The organism is Sporichthyaceae bacterium (assembly GCA_036269075.1).
Classification (GTDB): Bacteria; Actinomycetota; Actinomycetes; order Sporichthyales; family Sporichthyaceae; genus DASQPJ01.
Map to the genome: position 1 here is coordinate 1 of DATASX010000047.1, position 12039 is coordinate 12039.

The 12039-nt window shown below is 70.2% G+C and carries 12 protein-coding genes; 5 read left to right on the forward strand and 7 right to left on the reverse strand.

Translation table 11 applies throughout. The annotated features are described in order from the left end of the window. The coding region (locus VHU88_09260; protein HEX3611859.1) for a methylmalonyl-CoA mutase family protein at positions 1-1389 on the forward strand (1389 nt) is incomplete at its 5' end. Between the two features lie 107 nt (positions 1390-1496). Here the strand turns inward: VHU88_09260 and nucS are convergent. Further along, on the reverse strand, positions 1497-2156 hold the full coding sequence (gene nucS, locus VHU88_09265; protein HEX3611860.1) for an endonuclease NucS: 660 nt from the start codon (positions 2154-2156) through the stop codon (positions 1497-1499). 122 nt (positions 2157-2278) lie between these two features. Here nucS and VHU88_09270 point away from each other — a divergent pair, with 122 nt between their 5' ends. Next, positions 2279-4066 carry a 3-hydroxybutyryl-CoA dehydrogenase gene (locus VHU88_09270; GenBank protein ID HEX3611861.1) on the forward strand — a complete coding sequence of 596 codons (1788 nt, stop codon included), beginning with the start codon at positions 2279-2281 and terminating at the stop codon, positions 4064-4066. Between the two features lie 132 nt (positions 4067-4198). Here the strand turns inward: VHU88_09270 and VHU88_09275 are convergent, their stop codons facing one another. Together VHU88_09275 and VHU88_09280 are read right to left on the reverse strand one after the other, a co-directional pair. Further along, positions 4199-4429 carry a zinc ribbon domain-containing protein gene (locus tag VHU88_09275; protein HEX3611862.1) on the reverse strand — a complete coding sequence of 77 codons (231 nt, stop codon included), beginning with the start codon at positions 4427-4429 and terminating at the stop codon, positions 4199-4201. A gap of 39 nt (positions 4430-4468) precedes the next feature. Then, positions 4469-5224 carry an SIMPL domain-containing protein gene (locus VHU88_09280; protein HEX3611863.1) on the reverse strand — a complete coding sequence of 252 codons (756 nt, stop codon included), beginning with the start codon at positions 5222-5224 and terminating at the stop codon, positions 4469-4471. Between the two features lie 147 nt (positions 5225-5371). On the opposite strand from VHU88_09280, the gene VHU88_09285 reads away from it, so the two are divergent. Next, positions 5372-5662, forward strand: coding sequence for a hypothetical protein (locus tag VHU88_09285; protein ID HEX3611864.1), 291 nt, complete (start codon positions 5372-5374; stop codon positions 5660-5662). A 140-nt stretch (positions 5663-5802) separates the two neighbouring features. Here the strand turns inward: VHU88_09285 and VHU88_09290 are convergent, their stop codons facing one another. The 3 genes from VHU88_09290 to ccrA form a co-directional block, all read right to left on the reverse strand. Beyond that, positions 5803-6804, reverse strand: coding sequence for a cellulose-binding protein (locus VHU88_09290; protein ID HEX3611865.1), 1002 nt, complete (start codon positions 6802-6804; stop codon positions 5803-5805). A gap of 198 nt (positions 6805-7002) precedes the next feature. Then, on the reverse strand, positions 7003-8313 hold the full coding sequence (locus VHU88_09295) for a hypothetical protein (protein ID HEX3611866.1): 1311 nt from the start codon (positions 8311-8313) through the stop codon (positions 7003-7005). Positions 8314-8458: 145 nt separating this feature from the next. Then, on the reverse strand, positions 8459-9790 hold the full coding sequence (gene ccrA / locus VHU88_09300) for a crotonyl-CoA carboxylase/reductase (GenBank protein HEX3611867.1): 1332 nt from the start codon (positions 9788-9790) through the stop codon (positions 8459-8461). Positions 9791-9863: 73 nt separating this feature from the next. On the opposite strand from ccrA, the gene VHU88_09305 reads away from it, so the two are divergent. Then, on the forward strand, positions 9864-10487 hold the full coding sequence (locus VHU88_09305) for a DedA family protein (protein HEX3611868.1): 624 nt from the start codon (positions 9864-9866) through the stop codon (positions 10485-10487). Here VHU88_09305 and mce read toward each other — a convergent pair. Then, complete coding sequence (gene mce, locus VHU88_09310; protein ID HEX3611869.1) at positions 10479-10904, reverse strand: methylmalonyl-CoA epimerase; 426 nt, start codon at positions 10902-10904, stop codon at positions 10479-10481. The genes VHU88_09305 and mce overlap by 9 nt on opposite strands. Before the next feature lie 94 nt (positions 10905-10998). Between mce and VHU88_09315 the strand changes: the two genes are divergently transcribed. Next, positions 10999-12039: acetyl-CoA C-acetyltransferase (locus VHU88_09315; GenBank protein HEX3611870.1), on the forward strand; the 1041-nt coding region annotated here is incomplete at its 3' end.

Consider the following 12039-nt stretch of genomic DNA (forward strand, 5'->3'; position numbering starts at 1 on the left):
GTCCGTGAGCGTGTCGACGACCGGACCTTCCCGCGCGTCTTCGGCCGCATCTCGTTCTTCGTGAACGCCGGCATCAAGTTCGTGGAGGAGCACGCCAAGCTGCGCGCGATGTCGGCGCTCTGGGAGGAGATCGGGCGCGAGCGTTACGGCGTGACCGACGAGAAGATGCTGCGCTTCCGCTACGGGGTGCAGGTCAACTCGCTGGGGCTGACCGAGTCGCAGCCGGAGACCAACGTGCAGCGGATCGTGCTCGAGGCGCTCGCGGTCACTTTGGGCCGGTCGGCGCGGGCGCGGGCGGTGCAGCTGCCGGCGTGGAACGAGGCGCTCGGCCTGCCGCGGCCGTGGGACCAGCAGTGGTCGCTACGCATCCAGCAGGTGCTGGCCTTCGAGTCCGACCTGCTGGAGTACGAGGACCTGTTCACCGGGTCGGTGGTGGTGGAGGCCAAGGTCGCCGAGTTGGTGGCCGCGGCGCTGGAGCAGATGGCCGAGATCGAGCGCGTCGGTGGTGTGGTCGCCGCGGTGGAGTCCGGCTACCTGAAATCCGCGCTGGTCGCCTCGCACGCGGCGCGGCGGGCCCGGATCGAGTCCGGGGCCGAGATCGTGGTCGGGGTGAACCGGTTCACCGAGACCGAACCGAACCCGCTGCTGGCCGATGCTGATGCTGCGGTGCAGGTCGCCGACCCGAAGGCCGAGGCCGCCGCGATCGCGAGCCTGACGGCCTGGCGGGCGCAGCGCGACCCCGACGCCGTCGCCGAGGCGCTGGACGCGTTGCGCGCCGCGGCCAAGACCGACGTGAACCTGATGGATCCGACGCTGGACTGCGTCCGCGTCGGGGTGACGACCGGGGAGTGGTCCGGGGCCTTGCGTGAGGTGTTCGGTGAGTACCGGGCCCCGACCGGGGTCGGCGGGGTGGTCGGCAGCGCGGACGCCGGCAACCTGGCCCGCGCCCGTGCGGCTGTGGAGGCCACCAGCACCGCGTTGGGGCGCCGACTGCGCCTGCTGGTCGGCAAGCCCGGCCTGGACGGGCACTCCAACGGGGCCGAGCAGATCGCTGTCCGCGCCCGCGACGTCGGCTTCGAGGTCGTGTACCAGGGCATCCGCCTGACGCCCGAGCAGATCGTGGCCGCCGCGGTCGAGGAGGACGTCCACTGCGTCGGCCTGTCGATCCTGTCCGGCTCGCACATGGAACTGATCCCGGAGATCCTGCGCGGGCTGAAGGAGGCCGGCGCCGCCGACGTGCCCGTGGTGGTCGGCGGCATCATTCCGGACAGCGACGCCGCGAGCTTGCGCGCCCAAGGCGTGGCCGAGGTGTTCACCCCGAAGAATTATGCCCTGACCGAGATCATGGAACGCATCGTCGAGGTCATCCGGGCGGCCAACGGGCTCTGAGCCCGAAGGCTGCGGAACAAAGCCGTGACTCGGGGGTCGCGGCTCGCCGCGCCGGCCGGCTCAGGAGTATCGGTCGTGTTCGGCAGCCGTCGGTTCGGGCGGGCCGGTCAGAAGAGCCGACTCTCCACGTCGTCCATGCCGCGCAGCGCGTCGTAGTCCAGCACTACGCAGCGGATGCCGCGGTCCTCGGCCAGCACTCGGGCCTGCGGCTTGATCTCCTGGGCGGCGAAAATCCCGCTGACCGGGGCCAGCAGCGGGTCGCGGTTCATCAGGTCGAGGTAGCGGGTGAGCTGCTCGACGCCGTCGATCTCGCCGCGGCGCTTGATCTCCACGGCAACTGACGCTCCGTCAGCATCCTTGCAGAGCAGGTCGACCGGGCCGATCGAGGTCGGGTACTCGCGGCGGATCACGCGCCAGCCGGCGCCGAGCACCTCGGCGTTCTCCGACAGCAGCTTCTGCAGGTGCGCCTCCACGCCGTCCTTGACCAGCCCGGGGTCGACGCCGAGTTCGTGCTCCGAATCGTGCAGCACTTCCTCGATGTGGATCACCAACTTCTCGCCGGCCTTGTTCAGCACGGTCCACTCGCCCTCGGTCGCGGTGAGCGTGCAGGGCGGCGACATCCAGTTCAGCGGTTTGTACGAACCGCCGTCGGCATGCACGAGCACGGAGCCGTCGGCCTTGACCAGCAGCAGGCGCGTGGCCGGCGGGAGATGGGCGGTCAACCGACCCAGGTAGTCCACGGAGCAACGGGCGATCACGAGGCGCACGGTGACTCAGCCTACGACGGCAGCCGAACCCGTCGGCGATGTGCCTGTCGGTGAAATCTACTGTCCGGTAACGTGGCGCCGGGCCTGGTCGGGAAGTCCGCGGGGACTCGAAGGAGTGCGCAATGGCTGCAGAGTTCGGCACAGTCGGTGTCATCGGCGTCGGGATCATGGGCTCGGGCATCGTCGAGGTGCTCGCCCGCAACGGCCTGGCGGTCGTCGCGGTCGAGAAGGACGACGCCGGGGTGGCCCGGGCCCGGGCGCTGCTGGAGTCCTCGACGGCGCGCGCGGTCAGTGGCGGAAAGTTCGACGCGGGCGAGCGCACCGCCATCCTCGGCCGGGTTGCGCTGGGGAGCGACCCGGCCGCGCTGGCCGGCGTCGACCTGGTGATCGAGGCGGTCACCGAGGACCTCGAGGTCAAGCGCGCGCTGTTCCGTTCGCTGGACGGCGTCGTCGGCCCGGAGACGGTGCTGGCCACGAACACCTCCTCGCTGTCGGTCACCGAGTTGTCGGTGGCCACCGCCAACCCGCGCCGGGTCGTCGGCCTGCACTTCTTCAACCCGGCACCGGTCATCGGTTTCGTCGAGATCGTGCGGACGCTGGTCACCGATACGACCGTGGTCGACGGCTGCAAGGTGTTCATCGAGAAGCTCGGCATGACCCCCGTGGTGTGCGGCGACAAGGCCGGGTTCATCACCAACGCGCTGCTGTTCGGCGACCTGAACCACGCGGCGACGATGTTCGAGTCGCGTTATGCCAGCCGCGAGGACCTCGACGCCGCGATGATGTACGGCTGCGGCTACCCGATGGGCCCGCTGGCACTGATCGACCTGATCGGCCTGGACATCACCTACGAGATCCTCGAGACGATGTACCGGCAGGGTCGCCGTCGCGTGCACGCCCCGGCCCCGGTCCTCAAGCAGATGATCACCGCCGGCCTGCTCGGCCGGAAGAGCGGCCGCGGCTTCTACAGCTACGACGGGCCGGGCTCCTCGACCGTGGTGGCCGACGATCTGACGCCGGGTCAGGGTGACGCTCCATCACTTCAGCGTGATGTTCGGACGGTCGGCGTGGTCGGCACCGGGACCATGGCCACCGGCATAATCGAGGTCTTCGCCAAGGCCGGGCACGAGGTGATCTACGTGGCCCGCAGCGACGAGCGGGTGGCCAATGTGGGCAGCGCGTTGGCCAAGTCGCTGGAGAAGTCGGTGCAGCGCGGCCGACTGTCCGAGGCCGACCGCGACGCCACCCTGGCCCGGGTCCGGGGCACCACCGCGCTGGACGACCTGGCCGCGGTCGACCTGGTCGTCGAGGCCGTGGTCGAGGACCTGGGGGTCAAGACCGCGCTGTTCGCGGCCCTGGACGAGGTGTGCCGGCCTGGCGCGATCCTGGCAACCACCACCTCCAGCCTGCCCGTCATCGAGATGGCCGCGGCCACCTCGCGTCCGGCCGACGTCGTCGGGCTGCACTTCTTCAACCCGGCCACGATCATGAAACTGGTCGAGGTCGTGCACACCGTGGCCACCGCACCGGACGTGGTCTCGACGTCTCGGGCGTTGTGCCGCTCGTTGAAGAAGGTCGACGTGACCTGCGGGGACCGCGCTGGGTTCATCGTCAACGCATTGCTGTTCCCGTACCTCAACGACGCGGTGAAGATGCTCGAGGCCAACTACGCCACGGCTGACGACATCGACCTGGCGATGAAGGTCGGGTGCCGGCTGCCGATGGGGCCGTTCGATCTGCTCGACGTCGTCGGGCTGGACGTCTCGCTGGCGATCCAGCGGACGCTGTTCGAGGAGTTCCACGAGTCCGGCTTCGCCCCGGCGCCGATGCTGGAGCACCTGGTCACGGCCGGCTACCTGGGCCGCAAGACCGCCCGCGGCTTCCGCGACTACTCAGGCGCGGGGCGTTAAGGCCCGACGCGGGACGCGGGCACCACCCTCGGGCAGAGTTGCAACGGCTGTGGTGCGCCGGCGTCCGGGATCGCACCGCTGGTTGCAACTGCGCCCGGTGGTGGTCGGGCCCGCATCCGCGGACCGCCGGGGTCAGCCGCAGCAGCCGCCGCCGCAGCATCCGCCGCCACCGGCGCGGACCGGGGCCGGGGCCTTGGCTGCCGTGGATCCGCCGCGAGCGCCGGTGAAGGCGACGGTCGACAGCAGCTTCACGGTGTCGTCGTGACCGTACGGGCATGGCGCAGGCTCGCCGGAGGCCGACATCGAGCGAGTCAACTCGAACGTGTGGTCGCACTCGCGGCAGCGGTACTCGTATCGGGGCACGCGCCCATCCTAGACGCGTGCCCCGACGAGTGACCCGTGTCAGTTGAGGGTCCACACCACCGAGGTGTTGACGCTGACCTGCTGGCTGCCGGCCGAGACCGGGACCGCGGAGTCCGCGGCGGCCGGGGCGGCGGCCTTCGCCATGGCGTAGGGGATCGGTCGCGGTGCGGTGTCGGTGGTCTCGCTGATCTGGCTGACCTTGCCGAGGCTGCGGCCGGACAGCTTCGCGTATTCCTCGGCCTTGGACTTCGCGTCGGCGAATGCTGCATCGCGCGCTGCGTTCAGCAGCGCGGCGTTGTCCTCGATGTCGAAGGACACCCCGTCGACCCGGGTGTCGTTGCCGCCCGCGGCGGTCGCGTCGGAGATCGCCGACCCGGCGTCCTTGAGGTTGCGCAGCTGGACGGCGAGTGACTCGGTTACGTCGTAGCCGGTGATGTGCTGCCCGTTCTGGTCGAAGCGCGGGTTGATGCTCAACCCGGACGTCTGGATGTCCTTGTCCGCGACGCCGTGCTTCTTCAGCGCCGCGGTCACCTTGCTGATGTCGGAGTTCGCCTGGTTCAGCGCCGCGTCGACGGTCGCTCCGGTGGCCTGCTCGCCCATCGACAGGCGCAGCACGTCCGGGGTGCCGGTCACCTGCCCGATGCCACTGACCGACACCGTGTCCGCGCCCGGGCTCGCCGAGTCGGTGGCCGTCGCGACCACCGGGCCCGAGCCGTTGCCGATGATCAGGGTCGTGACGATCCCGCCGACCACCGCGGCGGCTGCGACCGGAATCAAAGTGCGGCGAACGTTCATGGCGTGTCTCCCCAGGACGGCGGCTGTTGCCGCGCTCGCGGACGGCCCCACGCCGTCCGGCTTGCTGTGACGAGGACGGGGCACCGGCCTGATTCGTTCAGGCCGTGATCAATTCTTGATCGAGCGGCCGCGCGAGACAATTCTCCGGTGCCCCGTCGTCACCCGCGCCCCGAGCGGCCCCGCCCACCGGCGGCCGCCGCAACAAGCACTGACGGGACCGACTACGAGCAGCACCCGGACGGGAACTGGTACGTCCGCCGGCTCACCGGGGCGAGCGCGCTGAAGGCATACCGGTGTCCAGGCTGCGGCCAGGAGATCCCGGGCGGCACGCCGCACGTGGTGGCCTGGAGCGCCGAGGGGGACGGCACGGACCGCCGGCACTGGCACGCCTCCTGCTGGGCCGCCCGCAACCGCCGGCACCCACCCGGCGGGCGCTGAGCAATTCCCCCGACTTCTGCTGCCTGTCCCACCTGTCCGATGCGGAGGATGGGTGGGACAGGCAGCAGAAGTGGCGATCGGGGGGCAACGCGAAGGGGCGGCACCCGATCGGGTGCCGCCCCTGGCGGAGCTGTGGGCCACTAGCTGGGCGAGGAGCCGTTCTCGATGTTCTGCATCGGCGCCTGCTGCGGCATGGTCGGCGCCGCGGCCGGGCCGGGCTGGGTCGGCATGTTCCCGCTCGGGCCCGCGGCCGGCGAGCTGCCGCCGCTCTCGATGAGATTTGCGGCCGACCCGGTGAGGGTCGCCAGCATTTCGCGCACGTTGGACAGCTGGGCGTTGATGCTGTCGCGCCGGTGGGTCAGGGCGGCCAGGTCGCGCTCGGACTCCATGCGCATCCGGTCGGCCTTCGAGCGGGCATCGGTGACCAGGTCCTCGGCCTCGCGGCGAGCCGCCTCGAGCAGCTGCTTGGCGCGGGCCTCCGCGTCGTCGCGCATCTTCTGCGCCTCGGTGCGGATCTGGTCGGCCTTGGAGCCGGTCTCGGCCAGCCGAGCGTCGGCGACCTCCTGCCGGGCGGCCATGTCGCGCTCGGCCTGCTCGCGGCGCTTGGCCAGCTTGGCCTCGACCTCGGTGGCGATCTGGGCGGCCTTGGCGCGCGCCTCCTCGATCACCTTCTCGGCACTGGACATCTTCCCCGAGGCCTCGGACTCGGCCTCGGCCCGGATGCGCTCGCTCTCGTTGTGCGCGTTCTCCATGATCTGGACGCAGGAGAGCTCGGCAGCGGCCTTGCGGCGCTGCGCGTCGTCCTCGCCGAGCTTGCGGATCTGGTCGACGTCCGTGGCCGCCTGGGAGCGGGTCTGCTCGCTGAGGGCCTGCGCCTCCGAGCGGACGTCGCGCGCCTCCTCCTCGGCCAGCGCGAGGATCTTCTGAACGCGGGCACCCAATGAGGCGTAGGAGGGCTGGCTCTGGTCGCCGCCGGCCTCGTACTCCTTGCGGACGCGGGTCAGGTGCTGTTCCAGGTCTGCGACGCGACGTTCGGCGCTCATGCGCTCGTTCACCAGCGCCGCCAGGTGCTCGTCGACCTGCCGCCGCTCGTACCCACGCAGCACGATGTCGAATGCAGGTGGGGTTTCGTTCATCGCCATCGCGACACCGGTCCTCGGTTCATTGTTGGTCATCTCTTGTGATCGACTGGCACCCATCGTTGCAGAGCGGCCCGCGATCCCGCGCCCTATCTGCATTCTTCATGGACACCGATACCACGTTCTGCATCCCTCTGCCCTGCGACGTGCCCGACGTTTCCCCAGATGGACGAAATCTGCGGCACCGCAACGGAAAGCCGCTCATTCGTCGTCGCTCCGGAAGATCTTGCCGTGCGTGGCGCCGATCGTCGGGAGCACCGCCGTAGGCTCGGCCACGAAGTCGTCCGGGTCGGGAATGCCCGACCACGGCCGCGACGCCGCGCTGCCCGCGGCGGTACCGGGCGAGCTCGGTCGCGACGGTGTCGGAAGGGTGACCCCGGGTGGCGGCTGGGGCGGGGGAGACGCGGGGGCAGTCACCCCAGCGGCGTCTGCGGCAGCCGCTTCGGCATCCTCGACGAGCGCCGTCAGCGCCAACTGGACGTCCGTGAGGTGCCGGTAGACCTCGAGCCGCCCGGTGATCATCCGCCGCCGCTCGTCCTCGACCGCCCGTAGCGCCCGTTCGGTCTCCTCGAACTCGACGATCATCTCCACTGATCGTCTGCGTAGCTCGGCGAGCTCGCCCTTCTCGGCCGCCAAGGCCGCCGCAGTCGCCTCGCGGGCGCGCTGTTCGGCGTAATCCGTCGCGTCGGCCCGCACCTTCGCCGCCGCGGCCCGGTCCTCCGCGGCACCGGCCCGCACGAGTTCGGCGGCCGCCAGCAGCTCCTCGGCCTGCGCCCGGGCCGAGGCCAGCACCTGCTGGGCCTTGCTCCGGATCCGGGCCGCCGACTCCCCCGACCGCGCGTGGGCCCGGGTCGCGATCCCGAATCCGGCGTGCTCGGCGGCGGCCGCGCGGACACGGACCAGGGTCTCGAGGTTCGCCAGCCGGGCCCGGGCATCGGCGGTGATCTGCTCCGCCTCCTTGCGGGCGGCCTGCTCAGCGCGTTTCCGGGAGGAGAGGCCCTCGGCGCGGCGGGCCTCCGCGGTGGCCTTGCCTGCCTCGGCCAGCGCGACCGCCGTCTGCCGCGCCTCGGCCAGGATGGCGGCCTTCTCGACCGCCGCAGACTGCAGGATCTCGGCGTGTTGCCGCTGGGCCGCCTCGAGCGAGGCGATGGCCTCTCGCCGGATCCGAGCGGCGTCGGTGGCGGCCTCGGCGCGTAGTGAGTCGGCGGTCATCTGCGCCATGACCATGATCCGCTCGGCGCTGTCGACGGGCACCGCGGACTGTCGCTCGGCGACCGTCAACCGCGTCTGCAACTCGACGATCTCGTCGATGAGCGAGGCGGACTGGGTCTGGGCGGCTCGGGCCGCGGCCTCCGCGGCGGCCACGGCGCTGCGCAGCACGGCCACCCGCTGGGCAAGTTCCTCGACGTGCCGGTCGACTTGGACCCGGTCGTAGCCACGCAACGTGGTGTCGAACCGGGTTCCCCAATTGGCCGGTGGCGTCGCGTCACCGGTCGGCGGGTCGGCGGCCATGCGGGAAATCGTGCCACGGTCGGCGACCCGATTCAGGTCGTTGTGATCTACCGAGGTCCCGGTGGGCCGCCCGAAGGCCGCACAGACCTGCACATTTCGGACGAACTGAGTCCGTCAATGCACGCTGTGGTCACTCACGCTGTGGTCATTTGTTGCGGAACCGGTTGATGGCTGTTTCGTGGCGGGCGCGTTTCTCGGGGTTGGTGACGCCCATGCCCTCTTCCGGCGCCAGGCACAGCACGCCGACCTTGCCCTGGTGCATGTTGCGGTGGACATCGACGGTGGCCTGGCCGGTCTCGGTGAGGGGGTAGACCCTGGAGAGGGTGGGGTGGATCAGGCCCTTGTCGATCAGCCGGTTGGCTTCCCAGGCCTCACGGTAGTTGGCGAAGTGGGAGCCGAGGATGCGCTTGAGGTGCATCCACAGGTAGCGGTTGTCGTACTGGTGCATGAACCCGGAGGTGGATGCGCACGTGACGATCGTGCCGCCACGCTTGGTGACGTAGACACTGGCGCCGAAGGTCTCCCGGCCGGGGTGCTCGAAGACGATGTCGACGTCCTCACCGCCGGTCAGCTCGCGGATCCGGGCGCCGAGGCGCTGCCACTCCTTGACGTCCTGGTTCGCCTCGTCCTTCCAGAACTTGAAGGCCTCCGCGGAGCGGTCGATGACCAGATCGGCGCCCATCGAGCGCACGATCGCGGCCTTCTCCGGAGAAGAGACGACGCAGACCGGGATCGCGCCACCGGTCAACGCCATCTGGGTGGCGTAGGAGCCCAGGCCGCCCGACGCGCCCCAGATCAGCACGACGTCGCCCTGCTTCATGTTCGCGCCGTTGTGCGAGACCAGCTGCCGGTAGGCCGTCGAGTTGACCAGGCCCGGGCAGGCGGCCTCCTCCCAGGTCAGGTGCTCCGGCTTCGGCATCAGCTGGTTGGCCTTGACCAGGGCCATGTCGGCCAGGCCGCCGAAGTTGGTCTCGAAGCCCCAGATGCGCTGCTGGGGGTCGAGCATCGTGTCGTCGTGCCCGGCGGCGTCCTCGAGCTCGACGGACAGACAGTGCGCGACGACGCGGTCGCCGGCCTTCCACTTGCTCACGCCCGGGCCGGTGCGCAGCACCACGCCGGCCAGGTCCGAACCGATGACCTGGTAGGGCAGGTCGTGGCGCTTGGTGAGCTCGGAAAGCCGGCCGTAGCGCTGCAGGAATCCGAACGTGGGCAGCGGCTCGAAGATCGAGGTCCACACCGTGTTGTAGTTGATCGCCGAGGCCATGACGGCCACCAGCGCCTCACCCGGCCCGAGTTCCGGGGTCGGGACCTCCTCGACGTGCAGGCTGCGGCGCGGGTCCTTCTCGGCCGTGGTCAGGCCCGCGAACATGGTCGTCTCGTCCGCATGGACGGTGACCGCACGGTATGACTTCGGGACGGTGCAAGCGGCAACGGCCGCGGCGTCCTGTGCCTGGATGGCATCCAGAATCTGCTGCATGCCGGGCAAGGTATCAGTGGGTGCTACCGGCGAGTAGGGGTCGGGTTGCGAAAGACTGCGGGGTGTGGGCGCCATGACCGATCACCTCCAGAACCTGAACCAGGGCTGGCTCTATCTGATCGTCGGGTTGCTGGTGGCCGTGGAGTACGCCGGTCTGCTGCTGCCGGGGGAGACCGCGGCGATCGTGGCCGGCGCGTTGTCGTCCTCCGGACACGCTCATGTCTCGGTCGTGGTGCTGGTCGTGGTGGTCGCTGCGGTTGCCGGCAACTGCGTCGGGTACGAGATCGGTCGCCGGTTCGGCCCGCGGCTGCTCCGGTTGCGAGTCCTGGCCCGCTACGAGCGGCGGATCGGCCAGGCGATGGCCTTCCTGGACCGGCGCGGCGGCATGGCCGTGTTCCTGGCGCGGTTCCTGTCGTTCTTCCGCTCGGCGATGCCGATCCTGGCGGGCATGGCACGGATGCCGTACCGCAAGTTCGCGGTGTTCAACGTCGCCGGCGGCGTGATCTGGGGGACGACGTTCGTGCTGCTGGGCTACGCGGCGGGCAACTCGTACAAGAAGGTGGAGAGCGTCGCCGGCCGCGGCGGCGCGATGGCCGCCGCGGTGATCGTCGTGGGCTTCCTGGCCTTCCGGCACTTCCATAAGCACCGCAGCGAGCACGCCGCTGAGGTCGAGTCGTCCAGGACGAACTCAGTGTGAGTGCGGGTCCGCCGCAGCCTCGACGAGTTCGATGAGCACACCGCCGGCGTCCTTGGGGTGCACGAAGTTGATCCGCGAATTCGCGGTGCCGCGCTTCGGGGCGTCGTAGAGCAGCCGCACGCCGACGTCGCGCAGGTGCGCCGAGGTCGCGTCGATGTCGTCCACGCCGTAGGCGACCTGCTGGATGCCCTCGCCGTTCTTGTCGAGGAACTTGCCGATCGTGGAGTCCGGCGACAGCGGCGCGAGCAGTTGGATGCAGGAGCCCGAGGTGCCGACGGCGAGCATCGCCTCTCGGACGCCCTGCTCCTCGTTGACCTCCTCGTGGACCACGGTCATGCCGAACGTGCGCCCGTAGAACGCGATCGCTGCGTCGAGATCACGCACCGCGATCCCGACGTGATCGATGCGGTTGATCATCTGGCCTCCCCGGGGGAACGGATACGGACGCTGCGGTGGTTATGGTGGCACGCGGGGCGGCAGCCGGCCGCCACGTGCCTGGAGGTGCAACCAAATGTCAGGTTCGGTCATCGTCGCCGGCGCCCGCACCCCGATGGGTCGTCTCCTGGGTTCGCTCAAGGACTTCACGGGCGCGCAGCTGGGCGGCAAGGCAATCGCAGGCGCGCTGGCCCGGGCGCAGGTGCCCGCCGCCGACGTGCAGTACGTGATCATGGGCCAGGTGCTGCAGGCAGGCGCCGGGCAGATCACCGCCCGCCAGGCCGCGGTGGCCGGCGGCATCTCGATGAACGTCCCCGCGCTGACGATCAACAAGGTCTGCCTGTCCGGGCTGACCGCGATCGCGCTGGCCGACCAGCTGATCCGGGCCGGCGAGTTCGACACGATCGTGGCCGGCGGCATGGAGTCCATGACGAATGCCCCGCACCTGCTGCCCAAGTCCCGCAGCGGGTTCAAGTACGGCGACACGAAGCTCGTCGACGCGATGGCCTACGACGGCCTCTGGGACGCCTTCACCGACGTCCCGATGGGTGAACTGACGGAGAATCACAACGGCTCGATCACCCGGGCGGCGCAGGACGCGTTCGCGGCCCGCTCCCACCAGCGTGCGGCCACCGCGGCCAAGAACGGGCTGTTCGCCGAGGAGATCGTCCCGGTCGAGATCCCGCAACGCCGCGGCGAACCGATCGTGTTCACCGACGACGAGGGCATCCGCGGCGACACCACCGCCGAGTCGCTGGGCAAGCTGCCGCCGGCCTTCCGCAAGGACGGCACGATCACCGCGGGCACGGCCTCCCAGATCTCCGACGGCGGGGCAGCGGTCGTCGTGATGAGCAAGGACAAGGCGCGTTCGCTGGGGCTGAGCTGGATCGCCGAGATCGGCGCCCACGGCTCGGTGGCCGGGCCGGACTCCTCGCTTCAGCTGCAACCGGCCAACGCGATCCGGGCCGCCCTGGCCAAGGAGAACCTCACGACGGCCGACCTCGACCTGATCGAGATCAACGAGGCCTTCGCGTCCGTCGGCATCGCCTCGGGCGAGAACCTCGGCCTCGACGACGACCGGGTCAACGTCAACGGCGGCGCGATCGCGCTGGGCCAT